The sequence below is a fragment of the Methyloversatilis thermotolerans genome (genome assembly GCF_000372885.1).
Classification (GTDB): Bacteria; Pseudomonadota; Gammaproteobacteria; order Burkholderiales; family Rhodocyclaceae; genus Methyloversatilis; species Methyloversatilis thermotolerans.
The window spans coordinates 2,872,900-2,895,292 of the sequence record NZ_KB889967.1 but is presented as its reverse complement, the minus strand read 5'-3'; the positions used below and the strand labels follow the sequence as shown (position 1 = coordinate 2,895,292).

At 65.6% G+C, this 22,393-nt stretch carries 21 protein-coding genes; 16 read left to right on the top strand and 5 right to left on the bottom strand.

Going from position 1 to position 22,393, the window contains the following annotated elements; genetic code table 11:
- Window positions 1-20: 20 nt before the first annotated feature.
- Window positions 21-749, bottom strand: a complete 729-nt coding sequence (locus A3Q7_RS0113025) for an LOG family protein (protein ID WP_018412331.1) — start codon at window positions 747-749, stop codon at window positions 21-23.
- A 57-nt stretch (window positions 750-806) separates the two neighbouring features.
- Between A3Q7_RS0113025 and polA the strand changes: the two genes are divergently transcribed.
- Entirely contained in the window at window positions 807-3,530 is a 2,724-nt protein-coding gene (polA, locus tag A3Q7_RS0113020; RefSeq protein WP_018412330.1) for a DNA polymerase I, read from the top strand.
- A gap of 39 nt (window positions 3,531-3,569) precedes the next feature.
- Here polA and mog read toward each other — a convergent pair whose 3' ends face one another.
- Both mog and yjgA read right to left on the bottom strand, forming a co-directional pair.
- Window positions 3,570-4,169 (bottom strand): molybdopterin adenylyltransferase, encoded by a 600-nt coding sequence (mog, locus tag A3Q7_RS0113015; RefSeq protein ID WP_018412329.1) that lies wholly within the window; start codon window positions 4,167-4,169, stop codon window positions 3,570-3,572.
- Window positions 4,162-4,770 carry a ribosome biogenesis factor YjgA gene (yjgA, locus tag A3Q7_RS0113010; RefSeq protein ID WP_018412328.1) on the bottom strand — a complete coding sequence of 203 codons (609 nt, stop codon included), beginning with the start codon at window positions 4,768-4,770 and terminating at the stop codon, window positions 4,162-4,164. The genes mog and yjgA overlap by 8 nt, the downstream gene beginning before the upstream one ends.
- A gap of 60 nt (window positions 4,771-4,830) precedes the next feature.
- On the opposite strand from yjgA, the gene pmbA reads away from it, so the two are divergent.
- The gene (gene pmbA / locus A3Q7_RS0113005; protein WP_026224801.1) at window positions 4,831-6,171 is read left to right on the top strand and encodes a metalloprotease PmbA; all 1,341 of its coding nucleotides are present in this window, start codon (window positions 4,831-4,833) and stop codon (window positions 6,169-6,171) included.
- 61 nt (window positions 6,172-6,232) lie between these two features.
- Entirely contained in the window at window positions 6,233-7,312 is a 1,080-nt protein-coding gene (locus A3Q7_RS0113000; RefSeq protein WP_026224800.1) for a TRAP transporter substrate-binding protein, read from the top strand.
- Between the two features lie 36 nt (window positions 7,313-7,348).
- On the opposite strand, the gene A3Q7_RS0112995 is transcribed toward A3Q7_RS0113000, so the two are convergent.
- Both A3Q7_RS0112995 and metK read right to left on the bottom strand, forming a co-directional pair.
- Window positions 7,349-8,122: a hypothetical protein gene (locus A3Q7_RS0112995; protein WP_018412325.1), complete on the bottom strand. Its 774-nt coding sequence runs from the start codon at window positions 8,120-8,122 to the stop codon at window positions 7,349-7,351.
- A 3-nt stretch (window positions 8,123-8,125) separates the two neighbouring features.
- Window positions 8,126-9,289: a methionine adenosyltransferase gene (gene metK / locus A3Q7_RS0112990; protein ID WP_018412324.1), complete on the bottom strand. Its 1,164-nt coding sequence runs from the start codon at window positions 9,287-9,289 to the stop codon at window positions 8,126-8,128.
- 167 nt (window positions 9,290-9,456) lie between these two features.
- On the opposite strand from metK, the gene A3Q7_RS0112985 reads away from it, so the two are divergent.
- The 13 genes from A3Q7_RS0112985 (at window position 9,457) to A3Q7_RS0112920 (ending at window position 22,384) form a co-directional block, all read left to right on the top strand.
- Complete coding sequence (locus A3Q7_RS0112985) at window positions 9,457-10,332, top strand: lysophospholipid acyltransferase family protein (RefSeq protein ID WP_018412323.1); 876 nt, start codon at window positions 9,457-9,459, stop codon at window positions 10,330-10,332.
- A 4-nt stretch (window positions 10,333-10,336) separates the two neighbouring features.
- Complete coding sequence (locus A3Q7_RS0112980) at window positions 10,337-10,765, top strand: CoA-binding protein (protein ID WP_018412322.1); 429 nt, start codon at window positions 10,337-10,339, stop codon at window positions 10,763-10,765.
- Entirely contained in the window at window positions 10,762-11,595 is an 834-nt protein-coding gene (gene dapF, locus A3Q7_RS0112975) for a diaminopimelate epimerase (protein WP_018412321.1), read from the top strand. Before A3Q7_RS0112980 ends, dapF begins: the two co-directional genes overlap by 4 nt.
- Window positions 11,596-11,601: 6 nt before the next feature.
- Window positions 11,602-12,252, top strand: coding sequence for a DUF484 family protein (locus A3Q7_RS0112970; RefSeq protein WP_018412320.1), 651 nt, complete (start codon window positions 11,602-11,604; stop codon window positions 12,250-12,252).
- Window positions 12,253-12,631: 379 nt separating this feature from the next.
- Window positions 12,632-13,834, top strand: a complete 1,203-nt coding sequence (locus A3Q7_RS0112965; RefSeq protein ID WP_018412319.1) for a class I SAM-dependent rRNA methyltransferase — start codon at window positions 12,632-12,634, stop codon at window positions 13,832-13,834.
- A 145-nt stretch (window positions 13,835-13,979) separates the two neighbouring features.
- Entirely contained in the window at window positions 13,980-14,417 is a 438-nt protein-coding gene (dksA, locus tag A3Q7_RS0112960; protein ID WP_018412318.1) for an RNA polymerase-binding protein DksA, read from the top strand.
- A 10-nt stretch (window positions 14,418-14,427) separates the two neighbouring features.
- Window positions 14,428-14,760: a hypothetical protein gene (locus A3Q7_RS0112955; protein ID WP_018412317.1), complete on the top strand. Its 333-nt coding sequence runs from the start codon at window positions 14,428-14,430 to the stop codon at window positions 14,758-14,760.
- 95 nt (window positions 14,761-14,855) lie between these two features.
- Complete coding sequence (locus tag A3Q7_RS0112950) at window positions 14,856-16,874, top strand: TonB-dependent receptor (RefSeq protein ID WP_026224799.1); 2,019 nt, start codon at window positions 14,856-14,858, stop codon at window positions 16,872-16,874.
- 160 nt (window positions 16,875-17,034) lie between these two features.
- Window positions 17,035-18,246, top strand: coding sequence for an STAS domain-containing protein (locus A3Q7_RS0112945; RefSeq protein WP_018412315.1), 1,212 nt, complete (start codon window positions 17,035-17,037; stop codon window positions 18,244-18,246).
- Window positions 18,247-18,442: 196 nt separating this feature from the next.
- Window positions 18,443-18,994, top strand: a complete 552-nt coding sequence (gene hslV, locus A3Q7_RS0112940) for an ATP-dependent protease subunit HslV (protein WP_018412314.1) — start codon at window positions 18,443-18,445, stop codon at window positions 18,992-18,994.
- Between the two features lie 5 nt (window positions 18,995-18,999).
- On the top strand, window positions 19,000-20,322 hold the full coding sequence (gene hslU, locus A3Q7_RS0112935) for an ATP-dependent protease ATPase subunit HslU (protein ID WP_018412313.1): 1,323 nt from the start codon (window positions 19,000-19,002) through the stop codon (window positions 20,320-20,322).
- Between the two features lie 29 nt (window positions 20,323-20,351).
- Window positions 20,352-20,831, top strand: a complete 480-nt coding sequence (locus A3Q7_RS0112930; RefSeq protein ID WP_018412312.1) for a disulfide bond formation protein B — start codon at window positions 20,352-20,354, stop codon at window positions 20,829-20,831.
- A 230-nt stretch (window positions 20,832-21,061) separates the two neighbouring features.
- Entirely contained in the window at window positions 21,062-22,384 is a 1,323-nt protein-coding gene (locus A3Q7_RS0112920; RefSeq protein ID WP_026224798.1) for an NAD(P)/FAD-dependent oxidoreductase, read from the top strand.
- Window positions 22,385-22,393 lie beyond the last annotated feature (9 nt).

Below are 22,393 nucleotides of genomic sequence, written 5' to 3'. Positions count from 1 at the left end.
GCCTCTGCACCCCCTTCCCTTCAAAGATTCAGCATCGCCTCATGCTCTTCAGGCAGCGGCATGAAGCTGCGGTTCTCGTAATGCCGGAAAATCGCGTCCACCACCTGTACCGGGTCGTCGATCACCTGTACCAGATCCAGATCGGCGGGAGAAATCATGCCTTCGGCCACCAGCGTATCGCGGAACCAGTCGAGCAGGCCCTGCCAGAACGGCGAGTGCACCAGGATGATGGGAATGCTGCGGCTCTTGCGCGTCTGGATCAGCGTGAGCGCTTCCATCAGTTCGTCCAGCGTCCCGAAGCCGCCAGGCATCACGACATAGGCGGCGGCGAAGCGCACGAACATGTATTTGCGGGCGAAGAAGTGCTCGAAGGAGTGAGAGATGTCCTGGTACTCATTGGCATGCTGTTCCATCGGCAACTGGATGTTCAGCCCCACGCTCGGCGACTTGCCATGGAAAGCCCCCTTGTTGGCCGCTTCCATGATGCCCGGGCCGCCGCCCGAAATGACCGAGAAGCCGGCGTCCGACAGCGCGCGTGCGATGCGCTCGGTCAGAACGTAGTAAGGATGGGTGTCCGGCGTGCGCGCACTGCCGAAGATGCTCACCGCCGGGCGTATCGCCTGCAGTCTTTCCGTCGCCTCGACGAATTCGGCCATGATGCCGAAGATGCGCCAGGCCTCGCGGGCACTGCTGGCGCGCGCCGCATCGCCCGGGTCTATCATGCCCGGCAGTTTGTCTTTCGCACTCATGGGAAGGTGTCCGGTGATAATCGCGGGCTGACCGAATGACCCCAAGCGGAATCCGCCATGCCCACATTGCTGCTCGTCGATGGTTCGTCCTACCTCTACCGCGCCTTCCACGCCATGCCCGACCTGCGCAACAGGCAGGGCGAACCTACCGGCGCGCTGCGCGGTGTCATCAACATGCTAAGGCGGCTGGCAGCCGACTACAAGGCGGACTATCGCGCGGTCGTGTTCGATGCCAAGGGACCGACCTTCCGCGACGAGTGGTATCCGGACTACAAAAGCCATCGCCCGCCCATGCCCGAGGATCTGGCGGCGCAGATCGCGCCCATCCACGAGGCGGTGCGCGCGCTGGGCTGGCCGCTGCTGTGTGTCGACGGCGTGGAGGCGGACGATGTGATCGGTACGCTGGCGGCGCACGCGACACAGCGTGGCATGGAATGCATTGTTTCAACCGGCGACAAGGATCTCGCCCAGCTCGTGAACAAGCATGTGATGCTGGTGAACACGATGAGCGAAGAAAAGCTGGATGAAGCCGGCGTGCTGGCCAAGTTCGGCGTGCCGCCGTCCGCCATCGTCGACTATCTTGCACTGATCGGCGACAGCGTGGACAACGTGCCGGGTGTGGACAAGTGCGGCCCGAAGACGGCGGTGAAATGGCTGCAGCAGTACGGCACGCTGGATGCCATCGTCGAGCACGCCGCCGACATCGGCGGCAAGGTGGGCGAAAACCTGCGCGCGCATCTGGACTTCCTCCCCATGGCGCGCAGGCTGCTGACCGTGAAGTGCGACGTCGAACTGCCGCAGCCGCTGGAATCGCTCACCTCCGATGGCGAGAACGCAGAGGCGCTGCGCCCGCTCTACGAGCGCTACGGCTTCCGCGGCCTGCTGGAGGACCTGGGCAAGGCGCCGCGCGCGGGCGTGCAGGCCGCAGCGCCGGCCGCCGACGCACCGGCATCGACCGCGCCCGAAGGCAGTCACCGAGCCGATTACGAAACCCTGCTGGACTGGCCCGCCTTCGAGCGCTGGCATGCGAAGTTGAGGGCGGCCTCAGTCGTGTCGCTGGATACCGAAACCACCAGTCTGGATCCGATGGAGGCGCGGCTGGTGGGCATCAGCTTCGCCACCGCGGAGGGCGAGGCCGCCTATGTGCCGCTGGGTCATGTCTATCCCGACGCGCCGGCACAGTTGCCGCTGGACGAAGTGCTTGCGACGCTGCGGCCATGGCTGGAATCGCCGGCGCACGGCAAGCTGGGCCAGAACCTGAAATACGACCGGCATGTGTTCGCCAACCACGGCATCCGGCTCGCAGGCGTGGTGGATGACACGCTGCTCGAAAGCTATGTGCTGGAAGCCGACCGCAACCACAATCTGGATACCCTGGTCACCCGTCATCTCGGCCTGAAAGTGATCAGCTATGACGAAGTGACCGGCAAGGGCGCGTCGCGCATCGGCTTCGAACAGGTGCCGGTCGAGCGCGCCTCCGCCTACGCGGCCGAGGATGCCGACGTGACCTTGCGTGTGCATGAGGTGCTGGCACCGCGCGTGCAGGCCGACAGCAAGCTTGCATACATCTATCGCGACATTGAACTGCCGGTGTCCGACATCCTGTTCCGCATGGAGCGCACCGGCGTATTGCTCGACACGGCATCGCTCGCCGCGCAGAGCAACGAACTGGGCCAGAAGATGCTGGAACTGGAGCAGCGCGCGCACGAGGCCGCGAAGCAGCCGTTCAACATCAATTCGCCAAAGCAGCTTGCGGAAATCCTGTTCGAGCGCGAAAAGCTGCCGGTGATCAAGAAGACGCCGTCCGGCACGCCGTCCACCGACGAGGAAGTGCTGTCGCAACTGGCGCTCGATTACCCGCTGCCGGCCCTCATCCTCGAATACCGCAGCCTGGCCAAGCTGAAAGGCACCTATACCGACAAGCTGCCGCGCATGGTGCGCGCCGACACCGGCCGGGTGCACACCAGCTTCGGTCAGGCGGTGGCGGTGACCGGCCGGCTGTCGTCCAACGATCCCAATCTGCAGAACATTCCGGTACGCACCGCCGAGGGCCGGCGCATCCGCTCCGCCTTCATCGCGCCGCCCGGGCATGTGCTGGTCAGTGCCGACTATTCACAGATCGAACTGCGCATCATGGCCCACCTGTCGCAGGACGCGCGCCTGCTGCAGGCCTTCGCCGACGGCGAGGACATCCATCGCGCCACCGCGGCCGAGGTGTTCGGCGTGGCGCCGGAACAGGTGAGCAGCGAACAGCGCCGCTATGCCAAGGTGATCAACTTCGGCCTCATCTACGGCATGAGCGCGCATGGTCTGGCCAAGAACCTGGACATCGAGCGCAGCGCCGCGCAGACCTGGATAGACCGCTATTTCGCGCAGTACCCCGGGGTGGCGCGCTATATGGACGAAACCCGCGCGCTGGCGCGCGAGCAGGGCTATGTCGAAACCGTGTTCGGTCGCCGGCTGCAGTTGCCGGATATCCGCGCCCAGCAGGTCGGCCGGCGCCAGGGCGCGGAACGCGCCGCCATCAATGCGCCCATGCAGGGGACGGCGGCCGATCTGATCAAGCTGGCGATGATCGCGGTCGACGGCTGGCTTGCGGCCGAAGGTCTCGACACGCGACTGATCCTGCAGGTGCACGATGAACTCGTGCTCGAAGTGCCGGAGGCTGAACTTGACCGGGTGCGCGAGCGCGTGCCGGCCCTGATGGAAGGGGTGGCGCAGCTCGCGGTGCCGCTCAAGGTCGAGGCCGGCGTCGGCCGCAACTGGGATGAGGCGCATTGAGCCGGGACGCGGCAGCCGACCGGCAGGCGCTGTATCAGATCAGGTTTGTGGCGGACGCTGCGCCGACTTCGGCCGGAACGCCTTCACCACGCTGTCGTCGGTGACCACATAAGGACCGCCTATCAGATCCAGGCAGTAGGGCACGGCAGCAAAAATGCCCGGCACGACGGACTTGCCCTCCACGTCCTTCAATCCTTCCAGCGTTTCCCTGATCGATTTGGGCTGACCGGGCAGGTTCAGGATGAGCGTGCTGCCGCGGATTGCCGCAGTCTGTCGGGACAGGATGGCGGTGGGTACGAAGTGCAGGCTGATCTGGCGCATCTGTTCGCCGAAGCCGGGCATCTCCTTGTCCGCGACAGCCAGCGTCGCGTCGGGCGTAACGTCGCGCCGGGCCGGGCCGGTGCCGCCCGTGGTCAGTACCAGATGACAACCGGCGCTGTCGCACAGTTCGATCAGCGCGGCTTCGATCTGCGGTCGCTCGTCCGGGATGAGACGGGTTTCAAAGCGTACTGGCGACGTGAGCGCGCGCATGAGCCATTCCTGCAATGCCGGAATGCCCTGGTCCGGGTACACCCCGCTCGATGCGCGATCCGACACCGACACCAGGCCAACGATCAGTGTCTCTTCCTGTTCACTCATTTTCCGGTTCGCCTTCCTGCATGTCCTGTTCGTCCTGCGTCGCGTCATCGCCAGATGCCGCGTTGTCGAGCTGCCGCAACACCTTGAAGATGTCTCGATAGGCGCGCGGCGGCTTGTGCTGTTCGCGTTCGCGCAGGGCGTTCCTGCGCAGCGTGCGCAGATGCGTCAGGTCGGCATCCGGCCACTGGGCGGCGATGTCGCCCAGCACCTGTTCGTCTTCCAGCAGGCGTTCGCGCATGCGCTCCAGCATGTGCTCCCGCGCCACCGCACGCGCGGACAGGCCGCGTATCACATCCAGTGCCTCGACCAGCGGTTCGGTATCGACGCCGCGCATCACCTTGCCGACATACTGCATCTGCCGGCGCAGGCCTTCGTGGCTGCGCGTGCGCTGCGCTTCGGCGATCGCGCTGCGCAGCGTGTCCGGCATGTCGATGCGCCGCAATTGTTCGGCCGACAGCGCCACCAGTTGCGAACCGAGGTCCTGCAGCGCGTGCGCGTCGCGCTTCTTCTGGCTCTTGCTCGGGCGCCCGGCGAAGGCGTCCTCTTCCCCGGCGTCTGCCGGTGTTGCGGGATCGGTGGTCGGAAATGATTTGCGGCGCATGGCAGGGTGGTCACGTTTCAAGCGGCTATTATTGCAGCTTTGCCCGAACACGAATCCGCCATGTCCCGACAGGGTTTCAGCTATAACGACGCCAGCCTGCGCGATATCGCGCAACAGCTTATCGATCATGCCCGCGCAGGCGGGGCCTCCGCAGCCGAAGTCGACGTGTCCGAAGGTTTCGGCCAGTCGGTCACGGTACGCCGTGGTGAGGTTGAAACCATCGAATACAACCGCGACAAGGGCATAGGCGTCACCGTCTATGTCGGCCAGCGTCGCGGTTACGCCAGTTCCAGCGACTTTTCCGCCGACGCCATGCGCGCCACGGTCGATGCCGCGCTTTCGATCGCCCGGTTTACCGCCGAGGACGATGCGGCAGGACTGCCTGAAGCGTCGCTGCTGGCGACCGAGTTCCGCGACCTCGATCTGTTCCACCCCTGGGAGCTGCCGGTCGAATCCGCCATCGATCTGGCGCGCCGCTGCGAGGACGCCGCGTTCGCGCTGTCGCCGGACATCCGCAATTCCGAGGGCGCTTCGGTGTCGGCCCAGCAATCGCAGTTCGTGTCGGCCAACAGCCTGGGCTTCATGGCCGGCTATGCGAGCACCCGCCAGTACATCAGTTGTTCCGTCATCGCCGGCGAAGGCGATGCGATGCAGCGCGAGGACTGGTACGCCAGCCGGCGCGCGGCCGGCGACCTGCCCGATCCGGAGGCGATCGGCGACTATGCCGCGCGTCGCGCGCTGGCTCGCCTTGGCGCACGCCGCATCAAGACCACGCGCGTGCCTGTGCTGTTCGAGGCGCCGCTGGCCATCGGCCTGCTCGGGCATTTCGTGCAAGCGGCCAGCGGCGGCGCGCTGTACCGCAAGTCGTCCTTCCTGCTCGACAGCCTGGGCAAGCGGATTTTCCCCGCGCACATCAACATTTCCGAGCGGCCACATCTGCCGCGCGCCATGGGCTCAGGCATGTTCGACGACGACGGCGTCGCCACCCGTGACCGCGAAGTGGTCGAAGGCGGCGTGTTGAACGGCTATTTCCTGAGCAGCTATTCCGCCCGCAAGCTGGGCATGCAGACCACCGGCAATGCCGGTGGCTCGCACAATCTCATCCTGCAGTCGGGCAAGCAAAGCCTGAACGATCTGATCCGCAGCATGAAGCGCGGACTGCTGGTGACCGAGTTGCTGGGCCACGGCGTGAATTACGTGACTGGCGACTACTCGCGCGGCGCCGCGGGCTACTGGATAGAGAACGGAGAGATCGCGCACCCGGTGCAGGAAATCACCATCGCCGGCAATCTGCGTGACATGTTCATGGGCATACAGGCGGTGGGTTCGGACGCACTGGTGCGCGGCTCGAAACAGAGCGGTTCCATCCTGATCGACCGCATGCGGATCGCGGGTGCGTGAGTGTGAGCACCCACGCTCACTTCGTATGCGCAGGGCCGGCCTTGTGCGGCCCGAGGTACGCATGACTGACCGGCGCGGCTTCCTGAAGGCGTCACCCCTCGCGGCTCTGGCGGGAGCGCCGGCGATCGTTGCTGCTCAGCCGGCCTTGCGCTGGCGTCTTGCGTCCAGCTTCCCGAAGGCGCTCGATGCGCTGTACGCGGCCGCAGAGCAGGTGGCGCAGCAGGTCAGTGCGGCCACCGGCGGGCGTTTCCAGATCCAGGTATTCGCCGCCAACGAGATCGTGCCGCCCTTCGGCGTGCTCGATGCGGTGCGCGAAGGCACGGTCGAGTGCGGGCATTCGGCATCCTATTACTACATCGGCAAGGACCCCACCTTCGCGTTCGACTGTGCCATGCCTTTCGGGCTGAACAGCCGGCAACAGTCCGCCTGGCTGGTCGATGGCGGTGGCATGGCGCTGCTGCGCGAACTGTTCGCCGGCTACAACATCGTCAATTTCCCGTGCGGCAATACCGGCGCGCAGATGGGCGGCTGGTTCCGCCGCGAGATACGCAGCGTGGCCGACCTCAAGGGCCTGAAGATGCGCATCGGCGGCTATGCGGGCCAGGTGGTGTCGCGGCTGGGCGTGGTACCGCAGCAGATCCCCGGTGCCGACGTCTATCCCGCGCTGGAGAAGGGCGCCATCGATGCCGCGGAGTGGGTCGGCCCGTACGACGATCTGAAGCTTGGCTTCTACAAGGTTGCGCCGTATTACTACTATCCGGGCTGGGCCGAAGCGGGGCCGCAGCTCACGATCTATGTCAATCGGCAGGCCTTCGACGCCTTGCCGGCCGACTACCGGCAGATACTCGAATCGGCCTGCGCTGCGGCGCATGTCGGCATGCAGGCGCGCTACGACGCGCGCAATCCCGCCGCGATGAAGAAGCTGATCGAGGGCGGCGCGCAGTTGCGCATGTTCTCGCGCGACATCCTGCTCGCGCTGCAGAAGGAAGCGTTTGCGCTGTACCGCGAAACCGCGGCCGCCAACCCGCAGTTCCGCAAGGTGTTCGAACCGTGGAGCCGCTTCCGTTCGGAACAGCATTTATGGACGCGCATCGCCGAGAACTCGGTGGATGCCTTCGTGGGAAGGCATCCGGTTCCCTAGCGCGCAGTCGTCACCGCTTGCAGCACGCCGGCTGCATCAACGGCGGGAGACCTTTTCCGTCGTGTCGATTGCGTGTTTCAGACGCAGAGCGATCTGCAGCATGCCGTCGTCCTTGGGGTGGATGTCCACGCCGACATTCGTGAAGTCACGTGTGCTGCGATCCGGGTTGCCGGGGCGGCCGAAAATGTCGCCGATATGCACCACGCGTCCGCCATGCGCCGAACAATGATGACGGATGATGAAATCGGTCAGCGGGGTTTCCCACCAGGTCGACACGCAGAACAGGCGATCGCTTGCCGCGCCCGCCGCCTTGGCCAGCGCGCCGAAATTGAACCAGAAGCTGTACAGATGGCGCAGCGTTTCGAGCGGTTGCCCGCTGTCCACCGTCACGTTGTCGCCCAGTTGCAGAACGATGATGTCGGGCCGGGACGCGAATACCGTCTGCAGCGAAGCCAGATGATCGTCGCGTACCGCGCCGTCCGTCTCGAAAGGATAGAAATTGCGGATGTAGGCTGCGGTGACGGGCACCGACAGCATGTCCAGCAGGCGGTGTGCGTAATCCTTGTCCGGTCTGCTTGCCGCCATGCCGTGGTCGCCCTGCCAGCCCAGTTCAGGTTTGGGCGGATGCAGGGTGATGCTGTTGCCGATGAGGGCGATGCGCGGGGCCGCCGGCATTGCCGGCGGTGGATAGCCGGTGAAGCGCTCGCGGTCGTCCGAACAGCCGGAAAGCACGATCAGGCTGGCCGCCAGCGCGCTCCTCGCGCCGCGGGCGGCGGCGGACCTAGAAGCGGTGCGCGCCGCCGTCGCCATGAATCAGACTCCGGCGTCCGCTTTCAGCGCAGCGGCCCTGTCCGTCGCTTCCCATGTGAATTCCGGTTCGTCGCGGCCGAAGTGACCGTAGGCGGCGGTCTTCTGGTAGATCGGCCGCAGCAGGTCCAGCATCTGCACGATGCCTTTCGGGCGGAGGTCGAAATGCTGGCGCACCAGCTCGGTCAGCTTTTCGTTTGAAACCTTGCCGGTGCCGAAGGTTTCGACCATGACCGAGGTCGGCTGGGCAACGCCGATGGCGTAGCTCACCTGAACCTGGCACTTCGACGCGAGGCCGGCGGCGACGATGTTCTTCGCCACGTAGCGGCCGGCATAGGCGGCCGAGCGGTCGACCTTGGACGGATCCTTGCCGGAGAAGGCGCCGCCGCCGTGCGGCGCGGCCCCGCCATAGGTGTCGACGATGATCTTGCGGCCGGTCAGCCCGCAGTCGCCCTGCGGGCCGCCGATGACAAAGCGGCCGGTCGGGTTCACCAGATACTTGATTTCGCCTTTCACCAGTTCCGGCGGCAGCACCGGCTTGATGATGTCCTCGATCACCGCTTCGCGGATGGCTTCCAGCGACATGTCCGGCGCGTGCTGGGTGGACAGCACCACGGTGTCGATGCGTTCCGGCTTGCCGTCGACATAGCGGATGGTGACCTGGCTCTTGGCGTCCGGGCGCAGCCAGGGCAGGCGGCCGTCCTTGCGCAGGTGGGCCTGGCGCTCGACCAGACGGTGCGACAGGTGCAGCGCCAGTGGCATCAGCACCGGCGTTTCGTCGCAGGCGTAACCGAACATGAGCCCCTGATCACCGGCACCCTGGTTCAGGTAGTCGTCGCTGGCGCGGTCCACGCCCTGGGCGATGTCCGGGCTCTGCTTGTCGTAGGCCACCAGTACCGCGCAACCCTTGTAGTCGATGCCGTATTCGGTGTTGTCGTAGCCGATGCGCTTGATGGTGTCACGCGCGACGTGGATGTAATCCACATTGGCCGTGGTGGTGATTTCACCGGCCAGTACGACCAGCCCGGTGTTGCACAGCGTTTCCGCGGCGACGCGGGCGGTCGGATCCTGCGCCAGTATGGCATCGAGGATGGCGTCTGAAATCTGATCGGACACCTTGTCCGGATGACCTTCCGAAACCGATTCGGACGTGAAGAAATATTCTGACATCTGCCTGCTCCTGTGTTCTTCCCTGTGCTGGTTCGTCGAACCAGCCCCGGGAATCAGGCAGGCGACGCTTTAGCAGTATTTGTAAACCGCCCTGCAAGTTGTCCGTTTAACTCGGCGGTAACGGTAGTCTACTGCGTCCTGTCACCTTTGCGAAATACGAATTACCGATGAATGACGTCGCGAGTTGCGCGGTCATCCTGGCATTCCGGCTCCTGGCCATGCTACCGCTGCGTGGGCTGCATGCGGTGGGTGCGATGACCGGACGCCTGATGCATCGCCTGTCCGCCCGTTTCCGCCGTGAGTTCGACCGCAATATCAAGGTGGCGATTCCTGGCGCCGATGCAGCGCTCATCCGTCACGCCGTGGAACAGTCAGGGCGAACGATTCTGGAGTTGCCCTGGCTCTGGTTGCGTCCGCGCCGGCAGGTACTGAAGAGTGTGGTCGAGGTCAGCGGATGGGAATATGTCGAGCGGCTGCATGCCAGCGGGCGCGGCGTCGTGCTGTTGACGCCGCATATGGGCGCGTTCGAGATCGCCGCCCGCCTGATCGGTTCGCGGCTTCCGATCACGGTGCTCTATCGCGCGCCTCGTCAGCGCTGGCTCGGCCCGCTGATGGAACGCGGACGCGCCGGCGATGGGGTGTCGCTGGCCGCTGCCGACGGTACCGGGGTGAGGCGGCTGCTGCGCACGATCAAGGACGGCGGGCTGGTCGGCATCCTTCCGGATCAGGTGCCGCAGAACGGCGAGGGCGTGTGGGCCGGTTTCTTCGGCGGACAGGCCTACACCATGACGCTGGCGGCGCGCCTGACATCCATGGCCGCCGGCACTCTCATTGTGTTCGCGGAACGGCTTCCTGATGCGCGTGGCTATCACCTGCATTTCATCGAGCCGGACGTGCCGATCGAAGGCGACACGCTGCAGCGTGTCGAGGCGATCAACCGCAATGTCGAGGCGTTGGTGCGGCGCTGGCCGGCGCAGTACATCTGGGGCTACAAGCGCTACAAGTGTCCGCCCGGTGTGCAGCGTCCGGCGCCTGTAGAATAGAAGGATGTTTTCCAATCCTTCGCCACAGGCCATAGGCGATCTGTTGCGCCGCGCGCGCACGGTGGCGGTGGTGGGTCTGTCGCCCAATCCCTCCCGCCCCAGTCACGGCGTCGCGCGTGCAATGCAGCGCTTCGGCTGGCGTATCGTGCCGGTGCGCCCTGCAGTGGACCAGGTGCTGGGCGAACCCGCGCATGCCACGCTGAGCGACATCCCCGAGCCGTTGCGACGTCAGATCGATCTGGTCGACCTGTTCATTTCCGCCGATCGCGTCGGGCGTTTCGTCGATGAAGCGGTCGCGTTCGGGTTTCCCGCAGTGTGGATGCAGGACGGTGTGATCGATGAAGCGGCGGCGCTGCGTGCGCAGGCTGCCGGCCTGACCGTGGTGATGAACCGCTGCGTGTGGCGCGACTACGTTTCCATGGTGGCCGAATGAAACTGCGTTTTTCGAAGATGCACGGGCTGGGCAATGATTTCATCGTGATCGACGCCATCCGCCAGCGGGTCGATCTCACGCCGGAACAGGTGCGTTTCCTGGCCGACCGCCATTTCGGCATCGGGTGCGACCAGTTGCTGGTGGTCGAACGGGCGCAGCAGCACGGCGTCGATTTCCGTTACCGCATCTTCAATGCCGATGGCGGCGAGGTGGAACAGTGTGGCAATGGTGCGCGCTGCTTTGTCCGCTTCGTGCGCGAACAGGGTTTGACCGACAAGCGCGAAATCCGGGTCGAGACGCAGGCCGGGGTGATCACCCTGATCGCCGCTGACGACGAGCATGTGACCGTCAACATGGGGGCACCGGTGTTCGAGCCGGCCCGCATTCCTTTCCTGTCCGATTCCGATGCCTTCGTACAGCCGCTGGATGTCGCTGGCGTGAGGGTGCCGATCACCGCGGTGTCCATGGGCAATCCGCATGCGGTGCAGGTGGTGGCCGATGTCGACACTGCGCCGATCGCGCAGCAGGGACCGCTGATCGAGAGGCACGAGCGCTTTCCTGCTCGCGTCAACGCCGGCTTCATGCAGGTGGTCGATGCGCATCACATCCGGCTGCGCGTGTACGAGCGGGGTGCCGGCGAGACGCTGGCCTGCGGCACCGGCGCCTGCGCCGCGGTGGTGGCCGGCATTGTGCGCAACCTGCTGGAAAGCCCGGTCCGCGTCAGCACCCGCGGCGGGGATCTGAACATCGCATGGGCCGGCCCCGGGGAGCCGGTACTCATGACCGGACCTGCCATCACCGTATTCGAAGCCGACATCCATCTGGAGTAGCTGTTCATGAAAGCCGACGACGTCGCGCGCTATCTGCAGGATCATCCGCAGTTCTTCGAGCAGTATCACGAACTGCTTGCCCATCTCTACGTGCCTCATCCGCACGGCGGCCGCGCCATCTCGATCACCGAACGGCAGATACTGACGCTGCGCGAGAAGGGGCGCACCCTGGAATCCAAGCTGTCCGAACTGCTGCGCTTCGGCGAGGACAACGACGTCATTTCGACCCGTGTGCACGCCTTGTCCATTGCGCTGATGACTGCCGGCAGTTTCGATGCAGTCATGAATGCGCTGCGGGAACAGTTGTCCGAGGGGTTCTCGGTGCCGCACACCGCGCTGCGTCTGTGGAACAGCGTGCTTACCCGCGACAGCGAGGTGTTCCTGCCGGTGGACGAAGGAGTACGCGTATTCGCCAACGAGGCGCGGCAACCGTATTGCGGGCCGGTCAACAACCTCGGGGTCGAGGGCTGGTTCGGCGAGGCGGCCTCCGCCGTGCAGTCGATCGCACTGGTGCCTTTGCGTCGCGACGCACGCGTGGTGGGGCTGCTGGCGCTCGGTGCCAATGATGACGCGCGCTTCGTGCCGGACATGGGCACGCTCTACCTGGAGCGCATCGGCGAGTTGCTCGGCGCCGCGCTGATCCGCGAGCTGGGATGAGAGTGAGGGCCCCCACGCTCACTTTGTTCGCGCAGGGTCGGCTTTGCACAGCCGGCCCGTTCGGCCGGCACGGCGCAGTGCGCCGCGCAACCCCGTGGCACGGAGGCCGGCTTTGCACAGCCGGCCCGTTCGGCCGGCGCAGCGCAGTGCGCCGCGCAACCCCGGCCTCACCCCCCGCCGAGGGGCTGCGCTCGTCCACGGTCGGCTTTACGCAGCCGACCGGTTACGCGGGCGGCGAGCAGTGCTCGCCGAAACCCCCGCTACACCCTTGGGGCGGCCCTGCGGGCGGCGCGTCGGACTCCACGTTCCCTTTGTTCGCGCAGGGTCGGCTTTGCACAGCCGGCCCGTTCGGCGGGCGCGGCGCCATGACTGACCCAGCATGAGTGCCACCCTGATTCTTGCGCCGGGTCGCGAGCGCTCGGTCATGCGCCGCCACCCCTGGGTATTCGCAGGTTCGGTCGACCGTCTGGAAGGGCGGGCGCGACCGGGCGATACCGTGCTGGTGCAGGCAGCGAACGGGCGGGTGCTCGGACGTGCAGCCTACTCGCCGGCCTCGCAGATCCGCGCCCGCATGTGGACCTTCGATGACGTGTCGGTGGATGATGCATTCTTCCGCCGTACCGTGAGCCGGGCGGTGGAACAGCGTCGCGAACTGCCGGAACTGGCGGCGGAATTCGGCCCGGCCGGCGGCGTGCGCCTGTTGCATGGCGAATCGGACGGCCTGCCGGGCGTGATCACCGATCGCTACGGCGATGTGATCGTGCTGCAGATCACCAGCGCCGGTGGCGAGAAGTGGCGGCTATCAATAGCCGATGCGCTGGTGCGGGCCACCGGCCTGACCCGCGTGTTCGAACGCTCCGATTCGGATGTGCGTGCGCTCGAAGGACTGGAGCCGCGCTGCGGCTGGCTGGTGGGCGACGGCGACGCACCGTTCCCGGTGATCGCGGAGCATGGCGTGAATATCGAGGTGGATGTCGCCGGCGGACACAAGACCGGCTTCTATCTCGATCAGCGCGACAACCGCCGCCTGTGCGGCGAACTGTCCGCCGGCCGCCGCGTACTGAACTGTTTCTGCTACACCGGCGGCTTTTCGTTGCACGCGCTCGCCGGCGGTGCGCAGTCGGTGCTGTCCATCGATTCATCCGGTCCGGCGCTGGAGACCGCGCGGCGCAATCTGTCGCACAATCCTGCGCTGGATTCCGCTCGCGCCGACTGGCTGGAAGCCGACGTGTTCCAGGCGCTGCGCACTTTCCGCGCCGAAGGGCGGAAATTCGATCTGATCGTGCTCGATCCGCCTAAATTCGCCCCTTCGGCCGCGCATGCGCGATCCGCTGCGCGCGCCTACAAGGACATCAATCTGCTCGGTTTCCGGCTGCTGGCACCCGGCGGGCTGCTGATGACCTATTCCTGTTCCGGCGGTGTCGATCCCGACTTTTTCCAGAAGATCGTCGCCGATGCCGCAGCCGATGCCGGGGTGTCGGCACAGGTGCTGCGCCGGCTGGCGGCCGGCGCCGACCATCCTGTGGGCCTGGCGTTCCCCGAAGGCGAGTACCTGAAGGGGCTTCTGCTGCGCCTGTGCTGAGACCGCTCTGCGGGCGGCCGGGCGCCGTCCGCGCGGTCGCCCGCGCCGCCATCCGCCGGCCATCGGGGCAAAGTGAAGTGGTCCACTGTTTTTGTCCAAAACATTGGTATCCTCTGCGCCTTCCCAACCTCCGGAGTTCCTGCGGATGGCCACCAAGAACGCCAGCAAGGCCGACAAGCCGCTGACCGAAGCCGACATCCTGAAGATGCCGGAAAAGGACTATATGAACGAGGCGCAGCTCGCCTTTTTCCGCGACCTGCTTGCCCGCATGCGCGACGACATCCTGCGCAAGGCCGACGAAACCGTGGAGCACATGCGCGAGGTCGACAACGTGTCCGACCCGGCAGACCGTGCCACGGTGGAAGAGGAACACACGCTGGAACTGCGTACCCGCGATCGCGAGCGCAAGCTGCTGAAGAAGATCGAGCAGGCGATAGACCGCATCGACGCCGGCGAGTATGGCTACTGCGACGAAACCGGTGAGCCCATCGGTATCGCCCGCCTGCTCGCGCGGCCGACCGCCACGCTGACCATCGAGGCGCAGGAGCGTCGCGAGCGGCTGCAGAAGCTCTACGGCGACTGAGGTCGAGCGCGTGTTGTCCGGGCGCCTGGGTGCACTGCGCCTGTTCTGGCTGCTGCTGTGCCTGATCGGCGCGCAGCACGCGTCCATTGTTCATGCCTTCCAGCATCTGCCCACGCCGGCCGCGACGCTGTCGCAACCGGACGAGGGCAGCGCGTCTCATGCAGCCACCTGCCCGGAGTGCCTGTCCGCGTGCTCCCTCAGTGTGCTTGCGGTCGGTGCGGCGCCCGCCTCCAGCCCTCCCGTACTGGGGCATGTGTTTCACGCGGTCGCGCAGTCCTTCGCGCGGCACGGTTCCGCCCCGGAACCGTGCGCGCACGATCCGCCTCGTTTCTCCCTGATCTGATCCCCGGCCTTCGCGGCCACCCAAACATACAGATTCCGGATCCATACGCCTGTGCGTGCGCAGGCGCGCCCGCGTTCGGGCGCAGGGAGATACTCATGCAGATGAAACCATACGTGCGTGCCGCCATGCTGGCGGCCGCCTCCATAAACTTTTCCGTGCCGGTATTCGCGCAGGCGCTCAAGGAATTGCCGGCCGTCGTGGTGACCGGCAATCCGCTGGGCAGCGACCTGTCGGACCTGGTCAGTCCGGTGTCCGTGATGGATGACCACGATCTCACGCTGCGCGGTGCCAGTACGCTGGGCGAAACGGTGGGCACTCTGCCCGGCGTCAGTTCGACCTGGTTCGGCCCCAACGCCAGTCGCCCGGTCATCCGCGGCCTGGATGGCGACCGCGTGCGCATCCTTGGCAATGGCAATGGCACCGTGGATGCGTCGTCCTTGTCCTTCGATCACGCGGTGACCGTGGATCCGCTGGTGATCGAGCGGGTCGAGGTGGTGCGCGGCCCGGCGGCGCTCATGTATGGCGGCAACGCCATCGGCGGCGTGGTGAACGCCCTGGACAACCGCATTCCGCAGGCGCCGCAGGACGGCGTGAGCGGGCGGGTCGATGGCGTCGTCGGCGGCGCGGATTCCACGCGTGCCCTGGCCGGGCGCGCCGAGATCGGCAAGAACGGGCTCACGCTGCACGCCGACGGTTTCACGCGGTCCACCTCCGATCTGCGCATTCCGGACAGCACCGGCGCCTCGCGCCTGCGAAATTCGGCAGCCGACACCGATGGCGGCGGCATCGGCGCGTCGTTTGCGGGTGACAAGGGCTATATCGGCGCGTCCTACGGTGTGTATGACTCGACCTACGGTACGGTCGCGGAAGAGAACGTCACGATAGACATGCGCAGCGAACGCTGGGACCTGGCGGGCGAGCTGCGCGATCTGGACGGTTTCATCACCGGGGTGAAATTCCGCGCGGGCCACACCGACTATCGCCATGTCGAACTGGATGACGGCGAGCCGGCGACGCGCTTCTTCAGCAAGGGGACCGATCTGCGGCTGGAAGCCAGTCACCGGCAGATCGGCGCCTTCCGTGGCGTGATCGGTGCCCAGTACGACAGCAGCGACTTTTCCGCGCTCGGCGACGAAGCCTTCGTGCCATCCACCCATACCCACAACCGCGCGCTGTTCGTGTTCGAGGAAACCCGCGTCGGCGACCTGAAGCTCACCTTTGGCGGCCGCATCGAGCGGGTCGAGGTGGGCAGCGAAGGCGGCGGGCCCGATGATGCGAACAATCCCGGCACGCCGCGTTTCGATCCGTCGCAGGAGCGACGCTTCACCGCGCGCAGCGCGGCCTTCGGCGCGATCTATCCGCTGAATGACATGTTCTCGGTCGCGTCACAGCTCGCACACACCGAACGGGCGCCCACCTTCTACGAGCTGTATGCCGACGGCCCGCATGCGGCGACCGGCAATTACGAGCTCGGCGACTCGACGCTGGACAAGGAAAGGTCCAATTCCATCGACGCCCAGTTGCGCATCAGGAAGGGAGAACACAGCGGCAGCATCGGCGTGTTCCATAGCCGCTTCAGCAATTACATCGCGCTGGCGGGGACGGGGACGCTGCGCGACGAGGACGGCCTGGTCAACAACGCGACCGGCGAGTTGCCGGAGTTTCTCTACCAGGGCGTACCGGCGAAATTCTACGGAGTCGAGGCCCAGGCCCACTTGCTGCTGTGCCATTGCGCCGGCGACCTGCACCTGGACCTGCAGGCCGACATGGTGCGCGCGAGCAACCGGGACACCGGCGAACCTCTGCCGCGCATCGCGCCGGTGCGCGGTCTGGCTGCGCTGAACTGGCAGCGCGAGGCAGTGAAGCTGCGGCTGGAGGTGCAGGGCGCGCGTCGTCAGGACAGGGTGGATGCCGAAAGCACGCCGACCGCGGGTTACACCCTGGTCAATGCCTTTGCCAGCTATGCCTTCCAGTCCGGGGGCGTCAACTGGGAGGCCTGGCTGCGCGGCAACAATCTGTTCGACACCGAGGCGCGCAATGCGGTGTCTTTCCTGAAGGACATTGCACCGATGGCTGGCCGCAGCGTCATGGCCGGGCTACGCGCGAGCTTCTGATCGCCAGGACGCGGTTGGGGGCGATTGGCCCCTGCAATTGTCAAGAGACTTTTGCAGGGGTTCAGTCGGGCCGCCTCGAAGGGTAAAGTTGCAGTTCTTTGCAGTTTTCGTCGGTGCTGCCGTTAATACCGATTCGTCGGCCCGACCTCCCTTACACACCGTGGCTTTCTCCTTTTTCAAGAAGAACTCCCAGGCGACGCCCCAGGTCGAGGTGCGCAAACCGGCACGTCCGGCCGGTGCACCGTCCGAACCGTCGCCGTCCGCCCCGCCGGCCAGCGATTTCGGCAGTCTGGCACCGTCCTCTGCCGGATTGGCGTCGCTGGATTTCGTGTCGCGCGATCCGCTCGACGGTGCGCGTCGCAGCGGCAAGGGAGAGTTGCAGGTACAGGATGTGTCGGCGGGTCTGCACCCGGTGGTCGAGGAGGCCGCCATGCTGTTCGCCAATGGCGACGATGAGGCTGCGCTGAGCGCACTGGAGCGCGCCACCTTCGACGACCTGGGCAGTTCCACCGAACAGGTGTGGGCCATGCTGTTCGACCTGTGTCACGCGCTGGGCCGGGTTGAGGCTTTCGAGGCTCATGCGCTGGCCTACGCCGAGCGCTTCGAACGCTCGGCGCCCGCCTGGCCGTCCCAACCTTCGTTGTCGAGCGGTGGTGCCGCACCGACGCTGACGCTGTCGGGCAGGCTGACCGGTGCATCACGCGCGTCGGTGGACCAGTTGCGCCGCCTGTGCGCCAAGCTCCCCGTGGTGCGCGTCGATCTGACCCGGCTGCAGGGGGTGGATGATGAAGGCGCCTCTCTCTTGCTCGATGCACTGACCGAAATCCGGCGTCGTGGCCAGGGAGTCGCCATGCTCAAGGCCGAAGTGCTGCGCGATATCCTGGCGCCGCAGGTGGTGCCCGGCACACCCGAGCACCCGGCGCTGTGGCGGCTTTATATCGAGGCCCTGCAGCAACTGGGCGATGAGCCGAATTTCGAGGAATTCGCGATCCAGTACGCCGTCACCTTCGAACAGTCGCCACCGTCCTGGGATGCGCGCTGGGTCGCATCCACCTTGCTGCCGGCCGAATCCGGAACGCCGCACAACGAGCGCGCGAGCATGATCGCCTTGTGCGGCGAAGTCGTCGGTGCGCGGCAGGACGCTTTTTCGGCGCTGCAGTCGTCGGATCTGCCGCAGGGGGTGGTGAAGGTCGATTGTTCCGCGCTGTGCCGCATGGATTTCATCAGCGCCGGCCTGCTGTTCAACGTGATCACCGCGATGCAGGCCACCGGTCGGCAGCCCCGCCTGATCGATGTGCGACCCATGGTCGCAGCACTGCTGCTGCTGCTGGGCGTAGCCGCGGTGGCGGAGATCCAGCAGCGGCGGTTCTAGCCCCCGCGTGCCGGGCTACAGCCGGTATGTGAAGCGGTGGCCGGACATTTTTGCGGCACAGGCGATCTTATCCGCGCCCACGCTGTCCATGCCGGCAAGTCGGGGCGACACGGCGGAGCGGGCGATGCTGGAGACCGGTTTGGGGTTTAATGTGCGCCCCTGTGCGCCTGTCGATGCGCATTTCTCAGGAACAACCATGGAACAGTTTCACGGCACCACCATCCTGTCCGTGCGTCGTCCCTGTCAGGTCGCGCTGGGTGGCGACGGTCAGGTCACGCTCGGCAACATCGTCGTCAAGGCCAGCGCGCGCAAGGTGCGCCGCCTTTATCAGGGCCGCATCCTCGCCGGTTTTGCCGGTGGCACGGCGGACGCATTCACGCTGTTCGAGCGCTTCGAATCCAAGCTGGACAAACACCAGGGTCATCTGCTGCGCAGCGCGGTCGAACTGGCCAAGGACTGGCGGACCGACCGCATGCTGCGGCGGCTCGAAGCCATGCTGGCGGTGGCAGACCGCGAATGCTCACTCATCATCACCGGAAATGGAGACGTGCTTGAACCGGAGGGTGGCATTGTCGCCATCGGATCCGGCGGCGCCTACGCCCAGTCGGCCGCGCGCGCACTGATCGACAACACCGAACTGCCGGCGCGCGACGTGGTGGCCAAATCGCTCGCGATCGCCGGCGATCTGTGCATCTATACCAATCAGAGCCACACCATAGAATCGATAGACTGGTCCGTCACAGCCTGAAAATCATGACCCCATCCGAAATCGTGTCCGAACTGGACAAGCACATCGTCGGCCAGTCGCGCGCGAAAAGAGCGGTGGCCATCGCCTTGCGCAATCGCTGGCGACGCGCGCAGGTCGATGAACCGCTGCGCAGCGAAATCACGCCCAAGAACATCCTGATGATAGGGCCGACCGGTGTCGGCAAGACCGAAATCGCGCGTCGGCTGGCCCGGCTGGCGAATGCGCCCTTCATCAAGGTGGAAGCGACCAAGTTCACCGAAGTGGGCTATGTAGGGCGCGATGTGGATACCATCATCCGCGATCTGCTCGAAATCGCGATCAAGGACCTGCGCGAGAGGGCGATCAAGGCGGTGCGCACGCGTGCCCAGGATGCGGCCGAGGACCGCATCCTCGATGTGTTGCTGCCACCGGCGCGTCCGGTCGGTTTCGGCGTGGATGCGCCATCGTCCGACGATTCCGCCACGCGCCAGAAATTCCGCAAGAAACTGCGCGAAGGCGACCTGGACGACAAGGAAATCGACATAGAAGTCGCAACAGCACCGCCGACGATGGAAATCCTCACGCCTCCCGGCATGGAGGAACTGACCGGACAGCTCCAGTCCATGTTCCAGAACATGGGGGGGCAGCGCAGGCGCAGCCGCAAGATGACCTTGCGCGAAGCGATGCGCGTGATCACCGACGAAGAGGCGGCACGCCTGATCAATGAAGAGGAAGTGAAGCAGCAGGCGCTGGCCGCGGTGGAACAGCACGGCATCGTGTTCATCGACGAGATCGACAAGGTGGCGACGCGCTCCGATCACAGTGGTGCCGACGTGTCGCGCCAGGGTGTGCAGCGCGACCTGTTGCCGCTGGTCGAAGGAACCACGGTCACCACCAAGTACGGCATGGTGAAGACCGATCACATCCTGTTCATCGCCAGCGGGGCTTTCCACCTGTCGCGGCCCAGCGATCTCATTCCGGAGCTGCAGGGGCGCCTGCCCATTCGCGTCGAGCTGGATTCGCTGTCGGTGGAGGACTTCGAGCGCATACTCACAGCCACCGATGCCTGCCTTACGCGCCAGTATGTGGCGCTGCTGGCTACCGATGGCGTGGCGCTCGAATTTGCGCCGGATGGCATACGCCGGCTCGCCGAAATGGCCTGGTCGGTCAACGAGCGCACCGAGAACATCGGCGCCAGGCGGCTGCATACCGTCATGGAAAAGCTGCTCGAGGAAGTGTCCTTCGACGCCGGGCAGCGTGAAACCGCGCTGCGCATCGATGCCGCCTATGTCGATGCCCGGCTCGGCGAACTCGCGCAGAGCGAAGACCTCGCCCGCTACGTCCTCTGAACCTGCTGTCTTCCCGAAGAAAGTTGCTGATGACTCCGATCGCCCGCACGCGACTGAATTTCCTTCTGTCCTACCTCTGTTTCGGCCTGGTGGCCTTCGCGCTCTGGTTGCAGCATGCCGAGCAGCTCGCGCCTTGTCCGCTGTGCATCCTGCAACGCTACGCCTTCGTCGGCGCCGGCGTGTTCTTCCTGCTCAGCGGCCTGTTCGGCGGATCGCTGGCGCGCAGCGGTCTGTGGGCTGGTGCGCTGGTGTCAGGGCTGGGGGTGGCCGTGGCCGCGCGGCACGTGTATGTGTTGTACAACCCGTCGGTCAGTTGCGGACTGGATCCGGTCGAGGACTTCGTCAACAGCCTGCCGCCGGCGCAGTGGTTGCCCCAGGTGTTCTTTGCCGACGGCACTTGCGGCGCGAAGCTGCCGCCCTTCCTCGGGCTGGACATTCCGGAGTGGTCACTCATCTGGCTGGTGCTGCTCACCGTCGTTGCTCTGGTCCTGTCGCTGCGCCGCCAGTGAGCGTCCCCGTCATGTTGCAGCGGTTCAGACCGCGCCGTCCGCGCCGATAACGTCGATGGGGTCCGTTCACTTCCCCGGCATTCTCATGCCGCGGCGCGGCCTGTTCGGGTATCCGCGCGATGCGCGGATCGGAGGTGACGGCGCCGTGTGTGCATCGCACAACAGGCGGGCCATGTAGCAGAATGCGCCCTTCGCGTCCGTGCGGGGCGGAAGAACAATCCGAGGAAACCATGAACAATTCCAAGAAGCCTGTCATCGTGGTTGTGGGAGGCGGTGCAGGCGGTCTCGAACTGGTCACCCGGCTGGGTGACCGATATGGCGCGAAGGGCCAGGCCGACATCGTACTGGTCGATGCGTCGCCCATCCATATCTGGAAGCCGCATCTGCATGAAGTGGCGGCCGGACGCATGGACATGCACATGCACCGGCTGGAGTATGTGGCGCAGGCGCGCTGGCACAGCTTCGAATTCCAGCTTGGCCGCATGACGGCCATCGATCGCAACCGCAAGATCATCCGCGTCGAGGCGGTGCCGGATTCCGATGGCGAACCCATGCTGCCGGAGCGCGAACTGCACTATGACTTTCTGGTGATCGCCGTGGGCAGCACCGTGAATACCTTCGGCATTCCCGGTGCCGACGAGCACACCATGGCGCTCGACACCACGCATGACGCGGAGCGCTTCCGCCAGAAGCTGGTCGCCGCCTGCATGCGCGCCGATGCGTGTGCCGAACGCGGCGAGCCGCATGCCGTGTCGATTGCCATCATCGGTGCCGGTGCCACAGGGGTAGAACTGTCGGCTGAACTGCGTCATACCAGCAAGGTGTTGCGCGCCTTCGGCGTGCACAGCCTGGACCCGAGCAACGACGTGAAGATCACGCTGATCGAGGCGGCCGACCGCATCCTGCCGGCCCTGCCGCCGCGCATTTCCGCCTCCGCGGAAGAACTGCTGGGTGGCATGGGCATTGAGGTTCGCAAGTCCGAGCGTGTCAGCGAGGTGCGTTCTGATGGCCTGCAGACGGCTGGCGGCCAGTTCATACGCGCCGACCTGATGGTGTGGGCGGCCGGCATCAAGGCGCCCAATATGCTGTCCGGCTTTGGCGGGCTGGAATCCAACCGCATCAATCAGTTGGTGGTCGACGATCATCTGTGCACCACGCACGATCCCGACATCTACGCCTTCGGCGACTGCGCGGCCTGTACCTGGCTGGGCGGTGAAGGCACCATTCCGCCGCGCGCACAGGCCGCTCACCAGCAGGCGAGCTATCTGGTGAAGGTGTTCGCGATGCGCCTCGAAGGCAAGGGCGATCCGGGCCCCTTCCGCTATCGCGACTTCGGTTCGCTGGTATCGCTGGGCAAGAGCGGCGCCACCGGCAACCTGATGGGCGGTCTGGTCGGTGGCAGCATGTTCATCGAAGGTCTGGTTGCGCGCATGATGTATCGCTCGCTGTACCAGATGCACCAGATCGCGCTGCACGGCTGGTTCAAGAGCACGCTGGACGCGGTGGCGCGCTTCCTGAAGCAGAGCACCGAGCCGCATGTGAAGCTGCACTGACATCAGGGA

Coding starts and splice junctions, on each gene's coding strand:
- dapF (WP_018412321.1), top strand. CDS start 10,762: ATGAAACTGCGTTTTTCGAAGATGCACGGGCTGGGCAATGATTTCATC.
- A3Q7_RS0112995 (WP_018412325.1), bottom strand. CDS start 8,122: ATGGCGACGGCGGCGCGCACCGCTTCTAGGTCCGCCGCCGCCCGCGGC.
- dksA (WP_018412318.1), top strand. CDS start 13,980: ATGGCCACCAAGAACGCCAGCAAGGCCGACAAGCCGCTGACCGAAGCC.
- metK (WP_018412324.1), bottom strand. CDS start 9,289: ATGTCAGAATATTTCTTCACGTCCGAATCGGTTTCGGAAGGTCATCCG.
- A3Q7_RS0112950 (WP_026224799.1), top strand. CDS start 14,856: ATGCAGATGAAACCATACGTGCGTGCCGCCATGCTGGCGGCCGCCTCC.
- polA (WP_018412330.1), top strand. CDS start 807: ATGCCCACATTGCTGCTCGTCGATGGTTCGTCCTACCTCTACCGCGCC.
- A3Q7_RS0112930 (WP_018412312.1), top strand. CDS start 20,352: ATGACTCCGATCGCCCGCACGCGACTGAATTTCCTTCTGTCCTACCTC.
- hslU (WP_018412313.1), top strand. CDS start 19,000: ATGACCCCATCCGAAATCGTGTCCGAACTGGACAAGCACATCGTCGGC.
- mog (WP_018412329.1), bottom strand. CDS start 4,169: ATGAGTGAACAGGAAGAGACACTGATCGTTGGCCTGGTGTCGGTGTCG.
- A3Q7_RS0112965 (WP_018412319.1), top strand. CDS start 12,632: ATGAGTGCCACCCTGATTCTTGCGCCGGGTCGCGAGCGCTCGGTCATG.
- A3Q7_RS0113000 (WP_026224800.1), top strand. CDS start 6,233: ATGACTGACCGGCGCGGCTTCCTGAAGGCGTCACCCCTCGCGGCTCTG.
- pmbA (WP_026224801.1), top strand. CDS start 4,831: ATGTCCCGACAGGGTTTCAGCTATAACGACGCCAGCCTGCGCGATATC.
- A3Q7_RS0112980 (WP_018412322.1), top strand. CDS start 10,337: ATGTTTTCCAATCCTTCGCCACAGGCCATAGGCGATCTGTTGCGCCGC.
- A3Q7_RS0113025 (WP_018412331.1), bottom strand. CDS start 749: ATGAGTGCGAAAGACAAACTGCCGGGCATGATAGACCCGGGCGATGCG.
- yjgA (WP_018412328.1), bottom strand. CDS start 4,770: ATGCGCCGCAAATCATTTCCGACCACCGATCCCGCAACACCGGCAGAC.
- A3Q7_RS0112985 (WP_018412323.1), top strand. CDS start 9,457: ATGAATGACGTCGCGAGTTGCGCGGTCATCCTGGCATTCCGGCTCCTG.
- A3Q7_RS0112970 (WP_018412320.1), top strand. CDS start 11,602: ATGAAAGCCGACGACGTCGCGCGCTATCTGCAGGATCATCCGCAGTTC.
- A3Q7_RS0112920 (WP_026224798.1), top strand. CDS start 21,062: ATGAACAATTCCAAGAAGCCTGTCATCGTGGTTGTGGGAGGCGGTGCA.
- hslV (WP_018412314.1), top strand. CDS start 18,443: ATGGAACAGTTTCACGGCACCACCATCCTGTCCGTGCGTCGTCCCTGT.